The sequence below is a fragment of the Streptomyces sp. NPDC096339 genome (assembly GCF_044762985.1).
Classification (GTDB): Bacteria; Actinomycetota; Actinomycetes; order Streptomycetales; family Streptomycetaceae; genus Streptomyces.
Map to the genome: position 1 here is coordinate 23,840 of NZ_JBIWFI010000028.1, position 14,731 is coordinate 38,570.

A 14,731-nucleotide genomic window follows, 5' to 3' on the forward strand; every position below is an offset into this window, starting at 1 on the left:
CCGGTGTGGGCAATCGTTCCGCAGGGCGGAACGGGTGGGCACACCGGAACGACGGCCCGCAGGGTCCGCGCAGCGTGAAAAGGGCACCGCCGCCAGGCGGTGCCCTTTCCCGTACCCCGGCCCGTAACCCGGACTACTCGTACGCGCCGAGATCCGCGATCACCGAGAACCCGAGCCCGTACGCGCTCATGCCCCGCCCGTACGCACCCAGATGGACGCCGCCCCGCGTGGACCCGGCAAGGACCCACCCGAACTCCGACTCACGGTAGTGGAACGGCGTCGGCTCCCCGTCCACCGGCAGTGACAGCGTCGACCAGTCCTCGCCGTCCAGATCGTCGGCGAGCTCCCACGCGGCCTCCGTCTGCTGGTCGAGCCAGTCGTTGCGCAGGGCGTGGTCCATCTGGCCCGGCCAGCTGTACGCGAGCAGTCCGGAGCCGGCCAGCCAGGCCGCCGAGGAGACCGAGGTGGCCTCCAGGACGCCGGTGCCGTCTCCGCTGCGGCGCAGCGGGTTGCTGGCGACGGTGACGACCACCGCGAAGCGCTCCTTCTCGCCGGTGGCGATCTCACCCCGCGCGGACGGCTCGTCGCCGTGGCCGGTGGAGCCGTGCTCCACGGTGCCGTCCGCACCGGTGCCGACCTGCATGAGCCAGCGGGGGCCGGTGAAGGCCCCGTCCAGCCCGTACCAGGGGAACTCGGCCCTCAGGTAGCCCTCGGCGGTCCGGCGGGCAGCCGGGACGGGCGCGGCGCCCTCCTGCGACTGCTGCGCCGCCTGCGGCGGCTGTTGCGGGGCGTTCTGCGGGTCCTGTGCGGGTTCGGCGGCTGGGGCGGGCGCGGTGGCCTCGGCGGTCTGCGCACCTACCCGGCTACTGCTCGTCGTCTCCATGGGGCGGCCTCTCGTTCCGTGGGGTCCGGAACGGCCCGCCCCCCTCGGGCGTCCTACATCCGGACAGATGGAGGATAGCCATCGGACCCGGAATCGGCGGGCAAGCGCAGCGCCTACGTGGCGTCGGCGTCGAAGCGGGCGCGCTGGTCGGCGGCCGGGGAGGCGGGCTTCTTCAGCAGATCGGGGCCGGCGCCGGCGGGCGTGGCGGAGGCGGTGGCCGCGTCGGTCTCCTTGCTGTTGACGGCGTCGGTGACGTCGTTCAGCTCCTTGCGGAGGTCGAAGCTGCTGCGGATGTCCTGGAGGTCCTCGTTCTCGGTCAGCTGCTTGCGGATGAAGGTCTTCGGGTTCAGGTCCTCGAACTCGAAGTCCTTGAACTCCGGTCCGAGTTCGGAGCGGATGTCCTGCTTGGCGCTGTCGGAGAACGCGCGGATCTTCCGAATGACCCCGGAGACGTCCTGGATGACCTTGGGCAGCTTGTCCGGGCCGAAGACCAGGATCGCGAGCACCACGATCGTGACGAGTTCGAGTGCGCCTATGTCGTTGAACACCCTGCCGCTCCTCGGTCTCTCTCACTGCGGGCCCGCACACACGGTACCCGCCCTTGTCCGCACGCCCATACCTGCGTGCTCGCCCCGTACCGGTTTCACCGCCCCGTCATGCGATGCTCACGAGCCGTTCGCCGATCCCAGGACGACCTCCAGCGTCTGCTCCCGGCCCCCGCCGCGCTGCACGGTCAGGGTCAGCTTGTCGCCGGGGCGGTGGGACCTGATCTTGATGATCAGCTCGTCGCCGCCGCGCACGCGCTGCCCGTCCACCTTGGTGATCACGTCCCCGGCCTTGATCCCGGCGCGGGCTCCGGGCCCGCCGGGGACCACGGACGGCTTGCCGTCCCCGCCCTTGTCCCCGACCCGGGCTCCGTCGCCCGTGTACTCCATGTCGAGGGTGACCCCGATCACGGGGTGCGTGGCGTGGCCGGTGCGGATGAGTTCCTCGGCGACGCGCTTGCCCTGGTTGATCGGGATGGCGAAGCCGAGGCCGATGGAGCCGCCCTGCCGGTCGGGATCGTCCTTGTCGGCTCCCCGGATCGCACTGTTGATGCCGACCACGTGGGCCTTGGCGTCGAGGAGGGGGCCGCCGGAGTTCCCCGGGTTGATGGGGGCGTCGGTCTGGAGGGCGTCGACGTAGCTGATGTCGCTGCCGTCGCCCTTGTCCCCGCCCGCGGTGACGGGCCGCCCGGTGGCGCTGATGATGCCTGCGGTGACGGTGTTGGACAGGTCGAAGGGGGCACCGATGGCCACCACCGGGTCGCCGACCTTCACGTTCTCGGAATTGCCGAGGCCCAGCGGCTGGAGCCCTCGCACCCCGCTGACCTTGACCACGGCCAGGTCGTATCCGGAGTCGCGGCCCACCAGCTCGGCGGTGACGCTCTCGCCGGTGCTGAAGGTGACCGCTATCTCCTTGGCGTCGGCGACGACGTGGTTGTTGGTCAGGATGTGGCCCTGCTGGTCGAGTACGAACCCGGTTCCCGTACCGCCGCCCTTCGCGCTCCGCACGTGCAGGGTCACCACCCCGGGCAGTGCGGTGGCCGCGATCCCGGCCACGCTGTCGGGGGCACGGCCCTTGTCCGCGACCGCCGCCTGGGGCAGCTCCAGGCGGGTGCTGCTCTGCCGCTCGGCGAGCACGCCGAGGTAGCCGCCGATGCCGCCCGCGAGGAGGGCGGTGCCCACGCTGAGGGCGACGACCTGCCAGAGCCCGAACCCGCGCCGCTCCCGGCCCCGGTCCACCGCCTGGAGGGGTGCCTGGAAGGGCTGGGTGCCCCACGGGTCGTACCGGACCGGGCGGGTCGGCTCCGGTTCACCGCTTCCCGCCTCCGCCGCCGAGCCCTCGGACCGGCCCTCGGACCCGTCGTCGGGCCTGGGGGCCGGAACCGTGTCGTGGCGGCCTTCGGCCGTGCCCTCGGGCCGGCTCCACCACGACGGAGCCGGTTCGGTCTGCTGCCTGTCGGCCATGGGCGCTCCCCGCGTACCTATGCGCATGTGCCGCAGATTCAACCAGGTCCCGGGTCAGCGCAGCAGGGAGACCGGTCGTGGTGTGGCCGGCGGGCTGGGGTGCAGCGGCGGCAGCGGGGTCGCGAGCGTCGACAGGAGGGTCGGGCCGATGTCCGGCGGCGGCACCCGGTCGCGGTCGCGGACCGCGGCGTCGGCGACGGAGACGGAGACGGAGACCACGGGACCGGGCCGGGAGGCGGGGGCGGGCTGCTCACCCCGTACGTTCGGCTCGGCGGTCTCCATCGGCATCGTCCCGCCCAGGGCGAGCGCGGCCAGCGACACCGCTCCGGCCGCGACGTAGGCGAACCGGCGGCGCGGGCGGGCGACCTCGTGGATGCGGAAGCCCTGCGGCTGCGACGGGACGCCCGACTGGGCCAAGGCGTACGCGAACGAGCCGAAGGGATCGGCCGGCTGATCCGCCGGCGCTCCCGCCGAACCCGGCCCACCGGTCGGCCCCATGGGGCCTGCCGGGCCGTCGGGACCGCCGCCCGGCAGCCCCTGCAGCCGAGCCAGGAGCCCGGCGGACAGCGGCGGCGGCGCGCTCTCCACGAACATGCTCTTCAGCCGGCGCTGTGCGTCGGCCTCGGCCTTGCACCTGGCACACGTGGCCAGATGGGCCAGCACGCGCTCACGGGCGTCGTGCTTCAGCTCCCCGTCCACCAGGGCGGCGAGCCTGTCGCCCAGGTGGTGCTCGGCGGGGGACGGACCGACTCCGCTCACTCGGCTCCGCCCTCTCCCCCGGCACCGGGCGCACCCACCGCCGCCCCGGCCAGCGCGCGCTGCTGCGCCCGCACTTCGGGGGACCGGTGCTTGAGCGCCTTGCGCAGGTGTGAACGGCCGCGGTGGATACGGCTGCGGACGGTCCCGAGCTTCACGCCGAGGGTCGCGGCGATCTCCTCGTACGACAGACCCTCGATGTCGCAGAGCACCACGGCGGCGCGGAACTCGGGCGCGAGGGTGTCCAGTGCCTGCTGGACGTCCGCGTCGAAGTGGGTGTCGTGCAGCACCTGCTGCGGGGAGGGCTCGCGGCTCGGCAGCCGCTCGGCGGCGTCGTCGCCGAGTGCGTCGAAGCGGATCCGCTGCTTGCGGCGGACCATGTCCAGGAAGAGGTTCGTGGTGATGCGGTGCAGCCAGCCCTCGAAGGTGCCCGGCGTGTACGTGGACAGCGAGCGGAAGACGCGGACGAAGACCTCCTGGGTCAGGTCCTCGGCGTCGTGCTGGTTGCCCGTCAGACGGTAGGCAAGGCGGTAGACCCGCGCGCTGTGCGTGCTGACGATTTCCTCCCATGAGGGAGGGGTCCACGCCTGCGAGCCCGCATCGGCGGCGAAGGTCGCGGTGGTTGCGGTGGCGGTGTGGAAGCTGTCAGCAATGTAGGTCACGGATTTCGGCTCACCGGCCGACCAGAAGAGACGTCTCAACACGCCCCCACGATCCACAGGCGCAGCCGCACCTCCCCTGTCGGCTCTGGTGGTGTCCAGCGGAGTCCCTACCATAGCCACCCCCTCTGTCAGCTCCGGATAAGCCTTTTTGCAGTATCTTTACGCGGGTCTTAGGTCACAGAGGCGCCTCGGCCGTCGATCTGCCCGGCACCGCCCCTTCTGCTCCCGTCTCCACCCTTCACAACGCCCGGTCCCATCTGCGGGTTCCCGACGTCAACGGATACAGTCACCGTTGCGCCAACTATGGGGACAGGAGAGGGTCATTACCGGCAACCGGCAGACGAGCTGGGCGTTCGCCGACGCGTTTGTCGCCGAGGACGACGCTCTGCGGTGGGCCCGCGACCGGTCCAGGGAAGCGGGCCTGCGCTCCGTCTCCCCCGGCACCGGGGCCGCGCTGCGCCTGCTGGCCGCCACCGCGGACGCCAAGGCGGTCGCCGAGATCGGCACCGGCACCGGCGTCTCCGGCATCCACCTCCTCCACGGAATGCGCCCCGACGGGGTGCTGACCACGGTGGATCCCGAGCAGGACCGGCAGGCCTTCGCCCGCCAGGCCTTCCGCGCCGCCGGTTTCGCGGGCAACCGCGCCCGCTTCATCCCGGGCCGCGCCCTCGACGTCCTGCCCCGGCTCGCGGACGGCGGCTACGACCTCGTCTTCTGCGACGGGGACCCGACCGAGTCCCTCGACTACCTCGCTGAATCGTTGCGCCTGCTGCGCCCGGGCGGGCTGGTGTGCTTCGAGGGGGTCTTCTCCGACGGCCGTACGGTCGACTCCGCGGCCCAGCCCGTGGAGGTGCTCCGCGTCCGCGAGCTGCTGCGGAGCGTCCGGGAGAGCCCGGCGCTGGAGTCCGCGCTGCTCCCGGTGGGCGACGGGCTGCTGTGCGCCGTACGCCGCTGAGCCCGTAAGCCCGTAGGTCCGGACCCGTCAGCACGGCAGCGCGAACGTCAGGGCCGCGCCGCCGCCCGGTGGGGTGCCGGCCAGGCGCCGGGCCGGGGCGTGCGCCTTCGCCACCAACCGCGACCGATCGCCTCTCCGACGATCAAAGGCACGGTCCCGGACACAACGCTGCCCCGACCGCTCACGGCGATCGGGGCAGCGCAGAGAATGCAGAACGCAGTTGGTGGAAGTGCAGTCAGCGGGTTAGCCGACGACCTTCTTCAGGGCGTCACCCAGGGCGTCCGCCTCGTCGGGGGTCAGCTCGACGACAAGCCGACCGCCGCCCTCGAGCGGTACGCGCATGACGATGCCCCGCCCCTCCTTGGTGACCTCGAGCGGGCCGTCGCCCGTCCGCGGCTTCATGGCCGCCATGCTCGTTCCCCTTCCTGAAACCAGCTCATCGTCAGCCGACGGCCCCGTTCAGGCGCCTAGTACCCGGCATCGAACACATTGCTTCCCGGCCATTATCCCGCATGTCAGGACCCGATGACCAACCTCAACGGTGAACGCTTCGGCAACGCGCTCGACCAAAACCACTCATTTCGGGGACCCGCCTGCGATACTTCGCCCTCGCGCGGTGCGCTTTCTTTGACGTACATCACATGTGCGCGTGCCTCAGGGTCCGCCATGCTGACCCTTGCACCGGCCGGTACCGGCCGGTAGTCAAGCCCGCGACGAAGGGGGACCCCCTGCCATGGCCGACAGCGTGCTCTACGAAGTGACCGACGGACTCGCGACCATCACGATCAACCGCCCGGACGCGATGAACGCGATGAACACCGAGGCGAAGGTCGCGCTGCGCGACGCGGCCCAGGCGGCCGCCGCCGACACCGCCGTGCGGGCCGTCCTGCTCACCGCGGCCGGCGACCGGGCCTTCTGCGTGGGCCAGGACCTCAAGGAGCACATCGGGAACCTCGCCTCGGACCGCGAGAGCGGCACCTCGCTGACCATGAGCACGGTCGCGGACCACTACAACCCGATCGTCCGCGCGCTCACCGAGATGCCCAAGCCCGTGGTGGCCGGGGTGAACGGCGTCGCGGCCGGAGCCGGCTTCGGCTTCGCGCTGGCGGCGGACTTCCGCGTCGTCGCCGACACCGCGTCCTTCAACACCTCCTTCGCCGGGGTCGCACTGACCGCCGACTCCGGGGTCTCGTGGACCCTCCCCCGCCTGATCGGCGCCTCCCGCGCCTCGGACCTGCTGCTCTTCCCGCGCTCGGTCAAGGCCCAGGAGGCGTTCGAGCTCGGCATCGCCAACCGCCTGGTGCCCGCGGAGTCCCTGCGCGCCGAGGCCGAGGCCGTGGCCCGCGCCCTGGCCTCCGGCCCGACCGTCGCCTACGCCGCGCTGAAGGAGTCCCTGGCCTACGGGGCCTCGCACTCCCTCGCGGATTCGCTGGAGCACGAGGACGTCCTGCAGACCCGCGCGGGCGCCTCCGAGGACCACGCCATCGCCGTCCAGGCCTTCCTCGCGAAGCAGCCGCCGAACTACCTGGGCCGCTGAGGCCCCCCTCCCGCGGGGCTCAGGCCTCGCGGGAGGCGCAGTCGGCCAGATGGTCGTTGACCAGCCCGCAGGCCTGCATCAGCGCGTAGGCCGTCGTGGGCCCCACGAACCGGATCCCGGCCTTCTTCAGCGCCTTCGCCAGCGCGGTGGACTCGGGAGTGACCGCCGGGACGTCGGCGATGCTGCGCGGAGCCGGGCCGGGCTCCTCCGGGGCGTACGACCAGATCAGCGCGTCCAGCTCGCCCGGCTCCCACCCGGCGAGCACCTTCGCGTTGGCCAGCGTCGCCTCGATCTTGGCCCGGTTGCGGATGATCCCCTCGTCGGCCAGCAGCCGCTCCGCGTCCGCCGGGCCGAACTCCGCGACCGCCGCGATCTCGAAGGACGCGAAGGCCTTCCGGAAGCCCTCCCGCCGCCGGAGGATCGTGATCCACGACAGCCCCGACTGGAAGGCCTCCAGGCACAGCCGCTCGTACAGCGCGTCGTCGCCGTGGACCGGCCGGCCCCACTCGGTGTCGTGGTAGGCGACGTAGTCCTCCGTGGAAAGGGCCCACGGGCAGCGCAGCGCCCCGTCCGGGCCCGCGACCGCGACGCTCATCGCTCGCCGTGCTTCGTCAGGTCGACCTGGCCGGCCGGTACCGCGTCCTGCGGTTCGGCCGCGACCTGGGCCGTCAGCTGCGCGATCCGCGCGTCGCGCTCCGCCAGCTCCGCCGCCAGCCGGTCCAGTACGTCGTCCACCTCGGCCATCCGGTACCCGCGCGGCGCGACGGGCAGCCGCAGCGCGTCGATGTCCGCCCGTACGACGGCCCGGGTCTCCGGCAGCGCGTCGGCCACCCGGTCCGGTTCCGCTTCCGGCAGGACCGCCTCCGAGCCCCCGCCGATCACCGCCAGGGTGACCGCCGCCACGACCACGACCAGCGCGATCATCAAGAAGAAGAACACGATCACTCCCCACGAGAGACTCCGACCATCAGGTTAAGGTCGCAGATGAGGCGGGGGGGCCGCCGAAGGAGGAAAGAGCAGGATGCTGCGACTGGGCAGGCGCGAGTTCGACACCCATGAACCGGTGATCATGGCCATCGTGAACCGCACCCCGGACTCCTTCTACGACCAGGGCGCGACGTTCCGCGACGAACCGGCCCTGGACCGGGTCGAGCAGGCGGTCGCCGAGGGCGCCGCGATCATCGACATCGGCGGGGTCAAGGCGGGCCCGGGCGAGCACGTGGACGCGGCCGAGGAGGCCCGCCGCACGGTCGGCTTCGTCGCCGAGGTCCGCCGCCGCCACCCCGACGTGGTGATCAGCGTCGACACCTGGCGGCACGAGGTCGGCGAGGCGGTCTGCGAAGCCGGGGCGGACCTCCTGAACGACGCGTGGGGCGGGGTGGACCCCAAGCTGGCCGAGGTCGCGGCGCGTTACGGCGCCGGGCTGGTCTGCACCCACGCGGGCGGGGCGGAGCCGCGGACGCGTCCTCACCGGACCGAGTACGAGGACGTCATGGCCGACATCCTGGAGGTCACGGTCGGCCTCGCCGAACGGGCCGCCGCGCTGGGCGTCCGCCGGGACGCGATCATGATCGACCCCGGGCACGACTTCGGGAAGAACACCCGCCACTCGCTGGAGGCCACGCGTCGGCTGGGCGAGATGACGGCGACGGGCTGGCCGGTGCTGGTATCCCTCTCCAACAAGGACTTCGTCGGCGAGACGCTCGACCGGCCCGTCAAGGAACGCCTGTTGGGCACGCTGGCCACCACGGCCGTCTCGGCGTGGCTGGGCGCGCAGGTCTACCGCGTGCACGAGGTCGCCGAGACCCGGCAGATCCTCGACATGGTCGCGTCGATCCAGGGCCACCGGCCCCCGGCGGTGGCCCGCCGAGGCCTGGCCTGACCCTCGCGCCGCCGGGGTCCGGTGTGGGTGGGGCACCCCCGCGCCGGCGGGGTCGGGTGTGCGGTGGGGCGCCCCCGCAGGGCGTCGAACGCAACCACGCTTCACATGTCCGCTGCCTGGAAAGGTTCGACGCCCGAGGAGGTGCCCCGGCGCACGCCCGGCCCCGACGGCCCGTAGGCGCGGCCCGGGGCGGGGTACCGCTGCGCGGAGCCGTCCCCCACCCCGCCCCTTCCTGAAACCGGGGCTCCGCCCCGGACCCCGGTCCTCAAACGCCGGACGGGCTGGATATTCAGCCTCGCCGACGTTTGAGGCGCGGGGGTTCGGGGCGGAGCCCCCGCAACGGTGCCGCAGCCGGCCCGGCCGCTGGGGGCTACTTGCCTACTTCCTTCGTGACCAGCGCGATCGCCTCGTCCACGTCGTCCGTGACGTGGAAGAGGTACAGGTCCCTCTCCGAGGCCTTGCCCTGGGCGATCACCGTGTTCCGCAGCCAGTCGACCAGACCGCTCCAGTACTCCGACCCGAACAGCACGATCGGGAAGCGGGTGATCTTCTGCGTCTGGACCAGGGTCAGCGCCTCGAACAACTCGTCCAGGGTGCCGAGCCCGCCCGGCAGGACGACGAAGCCCTGGCTGTACTTCACGAACATCGTCTTTCGGACGAAGAAGTACCGGAAGTTCAGCCCCAGGTCGACGTGCTGGTTCAGGCCCTGCTCGAAGGGCAGCTCGATGCCGAGGCCGACCGAGATGCCGCCCGCCTCGCGGGCGCCCTTGTTGGCCGCTTCCATCGCGCCCGGCCCACCGCCGGTGATCACCGCGAAGCCGGCGTCGACCAGCGCGCTGCCGATCCGCACGCCCGCCTCGTACTCGGCGGTGCCCGCCGAGGTGCGGGCCGACCCGAACACGCTGATCGCGGGCGGCAGCTCGGCCAGCGTGCCGAAGCCCTCGATGAACTCCGACTGGATGCGCAGGACCCGCCAGGGATCGGTGTGCACCCACTCGGAGGGCCCGGCGGAGTCCAGCAGCCGCTGGTCCGTCGTGCTGCCCGCCTTGATCTGGCTCCGCCTCCTCAGCACCGGCCCGAGCTGCTGCTCCTCGGGCTGACGACGGGCGGAACTCTCGGGGTTGCCCATGATGTGCTCCCTCCTGCTGATCGTTGGATCAGGGTAGGCGCACGAAGGTGACGGGAAGCGGAATTCAGGCGGTCAGCCAGGCACGGAGTCGTTCCTCGCAGTGCAGGATCGCCTTCGTCTCCACCCGCTCGTCGACCTTGTGGGCCAGCAGGGCGTCGCCCGGACCGTAGTTGACCGCCGGGACGCCGAGCGCGCTGAAGCGGGAGACGTCCGTCCAGCCGAACTTCGGCATGGCGTGGCCTCCGACTGCCTCCATGAAGGCCGCGGCGGCCGGGTGGGAGAGGCCGGGCAGGGCGCCGGGCGAGGAGTCGTCGATCACGAACTCGGCGATGTCGCAGTCCGCGAAGACCTCCCGGACGTGGGCGATGGCGTCGGCCTCGCTGCGGTCGGGGGCGTAGCGGAAGTTGACCGTGACCGTGCACGCGTCGGGGATGACGTTGTTGGCGACGCCCCCCTCGATGCGGACCGCGTTGAGGCCCTCGTGGTACTCCAGGCCGTCGATGACCGGCTTGCGCGGTTCGTACGCGGCCAGCCTGGCCAGGATCGGGCCGGCGGTGTGGATGGCGTTGGAGCCCATCCAGCTGCGGGCGGAGTGGGCGCGCTCGCCGGTCGTGCGGAGCAGTACGCGCAGGGTGCCCTGGCAGCCGCCCTCGACCTCGGCGTTGGAGGGCTCCAGGAGCACCGCGAAGTCGCCGGTCAGCCAGTCGGGGTGGGCTTCGGCTACCTTGCCGAGGCCGTTGAGGTCGGCAGCGACCTCTTCCTGGTCGTAGAAGACGAAGGTGAGGTCGCGGTTCGGCTCGGGCACGGTGGCCGCGATGCGCAGCTGCACTGCGACGCCGGACTTCATGTCGGTGGTGCCGCAGCCCCACAGGACGTCGTTCTCGTCGAGACGGGACGGAACGTTGTCTGCGATCGGCACGGTGTCGAGGTGGCCGGCGAGTACGACGCGCTCGGCGCGGCCGAGGTTCGTGCGGGCCACGACGTTGTTTCCGAAACGGTCCACGGTGAGGTGCGGCAGTGCGCGCAGCGCGTGTTCCACGAGGTCGGCGAGCACCTTCTCGTCGCCGCTCACGGACGGAATGTCGACGAGCCGGGCGGTCAGCTCGGCGGCGTCCAGGGTGAGGTCCAGCTCGGATTCGGACATGCCTCTGACCCTAACGCCCCGGGGTGTGGCGAACCTTCCACGTCCGCCCGGTGGACGCGTCACGTGGCTCAAGTACGGTGGGCCGCGTGTCCCAGAGCGATCACTCCCGCCCCCGTCGCCGCCGCCGGCTGCTGCGGGCCGCCGCCGGCCTGCTCGTCCTGCTCGCGGTCATCGGCTACTTCGCCGTCCAACACGACTCCACGGGCGGCATGGGCGCGCCACACTGCGTCGTCCGCGCGGCGGACGGGGCCGAGGGCGAGGGCGGCTCGTACTCGATGACTCCCGAGCAGGCGGGGAACGCCGCGACGATCGCGGTGGTGGGCACGGGCAAGCCGATGCCGGAGCGGGCGGTGACCATAGCCGTGGCCACCGCGATGCAGGAGTCGGCGCTGCGCAACCTCGACCACGGCGACCGGGACTCGCTGGGCCTGTTCCAGCAGCGGCCCTCGCAGGGCTGGGGCACGCCCGCGCAGATCCAGGACCCCGTGTATTCGGCCGGAATCTTCTACGACCGGCTCAAGGAGGTCAGGGGATGGGCCCGGCTGCCCCTGACGGAGGCGGCGCAGCAGGTCCAGCTCAGCGGCTTCCCGCAGGCGTACGCGAAGCACGAGCCGGACGCGACGCTGCTCGCGGCGGCGTTCACGGGCGGTGCGCCCGGGACGCTGACCTGCACCGGCCCCGCGCCGCGGCCCGGTTCGGGCGATCCGGAGAAGGTGAAGGCGGAACTGACCCGGGTGTTCGGGCCCAAGGCGGCGCCGCAGCTCGGTCCGCCCGCCTCCTCGCTGGGCCGCTCGGGTCCCGCGGACCGGTCGGAGGTCGCCGTGCCCGTGACGGACAAGAAGGGCGCGGTCGACCGGCAGCGCGGCTGGGAGCTCGCGCACTGGGCCGTGGCGAACGCCGCGAAGCTGAACATCACGCGGGTCGGGTACGACGGCAAGGCGTGGGTGGCGGGCGAGAACAAGGGCCGCTGGATCGACAAGGTCCCGGGCAAGTCGGGCTCCGGCGACCCGCTGAGCGCGGGCCCGGACGACGTACGCATCTTCACGGCCCGCTGACCCGCTGGGCCGCTGAGACCGCCGGGGCCGGTGGTGCCCACCCCGCGCCGCCGGGGTCGGGCGTGCGGCGGGGCGCCCCGCAGGGCGTCGAACGGCGGGTCCGCCGAGTGCCACCCCCGCGCCGTCGGGGTCGGGTGTGCGGTGGGGCGCCCCGCAGGGCGTCGAACGGCGGGTCCGCCGAGTGCCACCCCCGCGCCGTCGGGGTCGGGTGTGCGGTGGGGCGCCCCCGCAGGGCGTCGAACGCAGCCACGTCGTACATGTCCGCTGCCTCCGCAGGTTCGACGCCCGAGGAGGTGCCCCGCCGCGCGCCCGGCCCCGACGGCCCGTAGGCGCGGCCCCGGGGTGGGTGCCGCTGCGCGGAGCCGTCCCCTACCCGCCCTTCCACCGTTCCCCGGGCTCCGCCCGGACCCGTCCTGGGGCTCCGCCCCAGACCCCGCGCCTCAAACGCCGGCGAGGCTGGAGGCAGGCCCATCGGGTTCGGCCCGGTCAGGCGTGCGGGGGGTCACCCTCGCGGGGGCGACGCGGGCTGCGGGGCGAAACGGTTCGGGGAGGGAAGAAGTGCTGGTGGGTGCGCATCCAATGGGCTTTTCGCGGAAGCCGATTAAACGATGCGTTACCGATCCTTTACCCGGCGGCTCCGCAACTCACGGCCCCCCACGAGCGGTTGTACACGGCGTACTCAGCCGCTACCGCTTAGGAGCATCATGTCCCTCCCCCTGACCCGTCGGATCGCCCGTGCCGCGCTGCTCGTCGCAGCCGGGGCAGCGCCCGTGGTCGGTGCGGCCGGCGCGGCCAGTGCCGCCGGCCTGGAGCCCGTGCAGCAGCTGGGCGCCCTGACCGCCCCGGACGCCGACGCCGCCGCGACGGCCGCGACGGCCGCGGAGACCGCGTCCACGGCCACGGGCACCGCCACCAAGGCCGTCCCGGCCGCCGACGTGGCCGGCCAGGCCGGCGGGCTGCTCGGCGGGCTGCCCGTACCCGGCGCGCAGGAGCTGCCGCTCGGCTCGCTGCCCGGGGGTCTGCCCGGCGGTCTGCCGCTCGGCTGATCGCCGTACCGGCGCAGCACGCAGGACCGCAGGACCGCAGGAACGCAGGAACGCAGGAACGCAGGAACGCCGAAGGGGCCGGGAGCACGAACTCCCGGCCCCTTCGGGCGTGTACGGATCCGCGGGCGGTGAGGGATCAGCCCGCGAGGCGCTTGACCGCCGCCTCCACCCGCTCGTCGGTGGCGGTGAACGCGACGCGCACGAAGCGGGCGCCCGCCTCGCCGTAGAAGTCGCCCGGCGCGACCAGGATGCCCAGCCCCGCGAGGTGGGCGACCGTGTCCCAGCACGGCTCGTCCCGGGTGACCCACAGGTACAGGCTGGCCTCGCTGTGCTCGACCCGGAAGCCGTGGGCCTCCAGCGCCGCGCGCAGTGCCGCGCGGCGGGCGGCGTAGCGGACCCGCTGCTCCTCGACGTGCGCGTCGTCGCCGAGCGCGGCGACGGTGGCGGCCTGGACGGGCGCCGGGGTCATCATGCCGCCGTGCTTGCGGATCTCCAGCAGTTCGCCGAGGACCGCCGCGTCACCGGCGATGAAGGCCGCGCGGTAGCCGGCCAGGTTGGAGCGCTTGGAGAGGGAGTGGACGGAGACGATGCCCTCGTACGAGCCGCCGCAGACCTCGTCGTGGAGGACGGAGACGGGCTCGGCCTCCCAGCCCAGCTCCAGGTAGCACTCGTCGCTGAAGAGCAGGATCCCGTGCTCGCGCGCCCAGGCCACGATCCGGATGAGCTCCTCCTTGGAGAGGACCTTCCCGGTGGGGTTGGACGGGGAGTTGAGCCACAGGAGCTTCACCCCGGCCGGGTCGAGCTCGGTCGGGTCGTCGTAGACCACGGCCTCGGCGCCGCACAGCCGCGCGCCGACCTCGTAGGTGGGGTAGGCGAGCCTCGGGTAGGCCACCTTGTCGCCCGCGCCGAGCCCGAGCTGGGTCGGCAGCCAGGCCACCAGCTCCTTGGAGCCGACGACGGGCAGGACGTTGCGGTGCCCGGCGGCGCTCGCGCCGAGGCGGCCCCGCACCCATCCGGTGATCGCGTCGCGCAGGGCAGGCGTGCCCCACACCGTCGGGTAGCCCGGGGAGTCGGCGGCGCCGACCAGGGCGCGCTGGATCAGCTCCGGGACCGGGTCCACGGGGGTGCCGACCGACAGGTCGACGATGCCGTCCGCGTGGGCCGCCGCCGTGGCCTTATAGGGCTCCAGCTTGTCCCACGGGAAGGCGGGAAGACGGTCGGATACTGCGGCCACGGTGGTCTCTGCTCTCTCTCAGTACTGGCTGGTAGCGGGTCGGAAAACGCCTCGGTCCCGTACGGCTGGAAGGCCGTACGGGACCGAGGGGCGCTTCTGACTGAAAGGTCAGTGCTCGCCGTTGATGCCGGCGGGCAGCGCAGCGATGAAGGGGTGATCGCGCTCGATCAGGCCCAGCTTGGAAGCGCCACCGGGCGAACCGAGCTCGTCGAAGAACTCGACGTTCGCCTTGTAGTAGTCCTTCCACTCCTCCGGGGTGTCGTCCTCGTAGAAGATGGCCTCGACCGGGCAGACCGGCTCACACGCGCCACAGTCGACGCACTCGTCCGGGTGGATGTACAAGGACCGCTGGCCCTCGTAGATGCAGTCGACGGGGCACTCTTCGATGCATGCCTTGTCCTTGACGTCGACACAAGGCTCCGCGATGACGTAGGTCACG

17 protein-coding genes are annotated in these 14,731 nt (G+C 72.6%); 5 read left to right on the forward strand and 12 right to left on the reverse strand.

All coding sequences use genetic code 11. The features are described 5' to 3' along the window. Nucleotides 1-133: 133 nt before the first annotated feature. The 5 genes from ACIQ5Y_RS28460 to sigE all read right to left on the reverse strand — a co-directional run bounded on the left by ACIQ5Y_RS28460 (nucleotide 134) and on the right by sigE (nucleotide 4,424). Nucleotides 134-883: a hypothetical protein gene (locus ACIQ5Y_RS28460; RefSeq protein ID WP_403886435.1), complete on the reverse strand. Its 750-nt coding sequence runs from the start codon at nucleotides 881-883 to the stop codon at nucleotides 134-136. Between the two features lie 113 nt (nucleotides 884-996). Next, the gene (locus ACIQ5Y_RS28465) at nucleotides 997-1,431 is read right to left on the reverse strand and encodes a sec-independent translocase (RefSeq protein WP_403886438.1); all 435 of its coding nucleotides are present in this window, start codon (nucleotides 1,429-1,431) and stop codon (nucleotides 997-999) included. A 117-nt stretch (nucleotides 1,432-1,548) separates the two neighbouring features. Beyond that, nucleotides 1,549-2,892 carry a S1C family serine protease gene (locus ACIQ5Y_RS28470; protein ID WP_403886441.1) on the reverse strand — a complete coding sequence of 448 codons (1,344 nt, stop codon included), beginning with the start codon at nucleotides 2,890-2,892 and terminating at the stop codon, nucleotides 1,549-1,551. A gap of 54 nt (nucleotides 2,893-2,946) precedes the next feature. Continuing rightward, complete coding sequence (locus ACIQ5Y_RS28475; RefSeq protein ID WP_403886444.1) at nucleotides 2,947-3,651, reverse strand: zf-HC2 domain-containing protein; 705 nt, start codon at nucleotides 3,649-3,651, stop codon at nucleotides 2,947-2,949. After that, complete coding sequence (gene sigE / locus ACIQ5Y_RS28480; protein WP_403886447.1) at nucleotides 3,648-4,424, reverse strand: RNA polymerase sigma factor SigE; 777 nt, start codon at nucleotides 4,422-4,424, stop codon at nucleotides 3,648-3,650. Before sigE ends, ACIQ5Y_RS28475 begins: the two co-directional genes overlap by 4 nt. A gap of 178 nt (nucleotides 4,425-4,602) precedes the next feature. Here sigE and ACIQ5Y_RS28485 point away from each other — a divergent pair, with 178 nt between their 5' ends. Then, a complete protein-coding gene (locus tag ACIQ5Y_RS28485; RefSeq protein ID WP_403886450.1) occupies nucleotides 4,603-5,265 on the forward strand; it encodes an O-methyltransferase in 663 nt (220 codons plus the stop codon). Nucleotides 5,266-5,508: 243 nt separating this feature from the next. Here the strand turns inward: ACIQ5Y_RS28485 and ACIQ5Y_RS28490 are convergent, their stop codons facing one another. Continuing rightward, a complete protein-coding gene (locus tag ACIQ5Y_RS28490; RefSeq protein WP_003966491.1) occupies nucleotides 5,509-5,676 on the reverse strand; it encodes a DUF3117 domain-containing protein in 168 nt (55 codons plus the stop codon). A 322-nt stretch (nucleotides 5,677-5,998) separates the two neighbouring features. On the opposite strand from ACIQ5Y_RS28490, the gene ACIQ5Y_RS28495 reads away from it, so the two are divergent. Further along, a complete protein-coding gene (locus ACIQ5Y_RS28495; protein WP_403886453.1) occupies nucleotides 5,999-6,802 on the forward strand; it encodes an enoyl-CoA hydratase/isomerase family protein in 804 nt (267 codons plus the stop codon). 19 nt (nucleotides 6,803-6,821) lie between these two features. Here ACIQ5Y_RS28495 and ACIQ5Y_RS28500 read toward each other — a convergent pair whose 3' ends face one another. Together ACIQ5Y_RS28500 and ACIQ5Y_RS28505 are read right to left on the reverse strand one after the other, a co-directional pair. Continuing rightward, nucleotides 6,822-7,397 carry a DNA-3-methyladenine glycosylase I gene (locus ACIQ5Y_RS28500; RefSeq protein ID WP_403886456.1) on the reverse strand — a complete coding sequence of 192 codons (576 nt, stop codon included), beginning with the start codon at nucleotides 7,395-7,397 and terminating at the stop codon, nucleotides 6,822-6,824. Then, complete coding sequence (locus ACIQ5Y_RS28505) at nucleotides 7,394-7,747, reverse strand: DivIVA domain-containing protein (protein ID WP_403886459.1); 354 nt, start codon at nucleotides 7,745-7,747, stop codon at nucleotides 7,394-7,396. The genes ACIQ5Y_RS28500 and ACIQ5Y_RS28505 overlap by 4 nt, the downstream gene beginning before the upstream one ends. Nucleotides 7,748-7,823: 76 nt before the next feature. Here ACIQ5Y_RS28505 and folP point away from each other — a divergent pair, with 76 nt between their 5' ends. Beyond that, the gene (gene folP / locus ACIQ5Y_RS28510; protein WP_403886462.1) at nucleotides 7,824-8,684 is read left to right on the forward strand and encodes a dihydropteroate synthase; all 861 of its coding nucleotides are present in this window, start codon (nucleotides 7,824-7,826) and stop codon (nucleotides 8,682-8,684) included. Nucleotides 8,685-9,054: 370 nt separating this feature from the next. Here the strand turns inward: folP and ACIQ5Y_RS28515 are convergent, their stop codons facing one another. Then, complete coding sequence (locus ACIQ5Y_RS28515) at nucleotides 9,055-9,813, reverse strand: TIGR00730 family Rossman fold protein (protein WP_403886465.1); 759 nt, start codon at nucleotides 9,811-9,813, stop codon at nucleotides 9,055-9,057. Nucleotides 9,814-9,877: 64 nt separating this feature from the next. Further along, the gene (dapE, locus tag ACIQ5Y_RS28520; RefSeq protein ID WP_403886468.1) at nucleotides 9,878-10,957 is read right to left on the reverse strand and encodes a succinyl-diaminopimelate desuccinylase; all 1,080 of its coding nucleotides are present in this window, start codon (nucleotides 10,955-10,957) and stop codon (nucleotides 9,878-9,880) included. Between the two features lie 77 nt (nucleotides 10,958-11,034). Between dapE and ACIQ5Y_RS28525 the strand changes: the two genes are divergently transcribed. Beyond that, entirely contained in the window at nucleotides 11,035-12,012 is a 978-nt protein-coding gene (locus ACIQ5Y_RS28525) for a hypothetical protein (RefSeq protein WP_403886624.1), read from the forward strand. A gap of 704 nt (nucleotides 12,013-12,716) precedes the next feature. Continuing rightward, the gene (locus tag ACIQ5Y_RS28530) at nucleotides 12,717-13,058 is read left to right on the forward strand and encodes an ATP-binding protein (protein ID WP_403886471.1); all 342 of its coding nucleotides are present in this window, start codon (nucleotides 12,717-12,719) and stop codon (nucleotides 13,056-13,058) included. 136 nt (nucleotides 13,059-13,194) lie between these two features. Here ACIQ5Y_RS28530 and dapC read toward each other — a convergent pair whose 3' ends face one another. Together dapC and fdxA are read right to left on the reverse strand one after the other, a co-directional pair. Then, nucleotides 13,195-14,292 (reverse strand): succinyldiaminopimelate transaminase, encoded by a 1,098-nt coding sequence (gene dapC, locus ACIQ5Y_RS28535; RefSeq protein WP_403886474.1) that lies wholly within the window; start codon nucleotides 14,290-14,292, stop codon nucleotides 13,195-13,197. 108 nt (nucleotides 14,293-14,400) lie between these two features. Beyond that, complete coding sequence (gene fdxA / locus ACIQ5Y_RS28540; protein WP_030713714.1) at nucleotides 14,401-14,730, reverse strand: ferredoxin; 330 nt, start codon at nucleotides 14,728-14,730, stop codon at nucleotides 14,401-14,403. Between the last annotated feature and the right edge of the window lies 1 nt (nucleotide 14,731).

What these genes read in the sequence shown, in the direction of transcription:
- ACIQ5Y_RS28495 (WP_403886453.1), top strand. Translation starts at nt 5,999, where the DNA reads ATGGCCGACAGCGTGCTCTACGAAGTGACCGACGGACTCGCGACCATC.
- ACIQ5Y_RS28470 (WP_403886441.1), bottom strand. Translation starts at nt 2,892, where the DNA reads ATGGCCGACAGGCAGCAGACCGAACCGGCTCCGTCGTGGTGGAGCCGG.
- ACIQ5Y_RS28460 (WP_403886435.1), bottom strand. Translation starts at nt 883, where the DNA reads ATGGAGACGACGAGCAGTAGCCGGGTAGGTGCGCAGACCGCCGAGGCC.
- dapE (WP_403886468.1), bottom strand. Translation starts at nt 10,957, where the DNA reads ATGTCCGAATCCGAGCTGGACCTCACCCTGGACGCCGCCGAGCTGACC.
- ACIQ5Y_RS28490 (WP_003966491.1), bottom strand. Translation starts at nt 5,676, where the DNA reads ATGGCGGCCATGAAGCCGCGGACGGGCGACGGCCCGCTCGAGGTCACC.
- ACIQ5Y_RS28500 (WP_403886456.1), bottom strand. Translation starts at nt 7,397, where the DNA reads ATGAGCGTCGCGGTCGCGGGCCCGGACGGGGCGCTGCGCTGCCCGTGG.
- folP (WP_403886462.1), top strand. Translation starts at nt 7,824, where the DNA reads ATGCTGCGACTGGGCAGGCGCGAGTTCGACACCCATGAACCGGTGATC.
- ACIQ5Y_RS28530 (WP_403886471.1), top strand. Translation starts at nt 12,717, where the DNA reads ATGTCCCTCCCCCTGACCCGTCGGATCGCCCGTGCCGCGCTGCTCGTC.
- ACIQ5Y_RS28515 (WP_403886465.1), bottom strand. Translation starts at nt 9,813, where the DNA reads ATGGGCAACCCCGAGAGTTCCGCCCGTCGTCAGCCCGAGGAGCAGCAG.
- sigE (WP_403886447.1), bottom strand. Translation starts at nt 4,424, where the DNA reads ATGGTAGGGACTCCGCTGGACACCACCAGAGCCGACAGGGGAGGTGCG.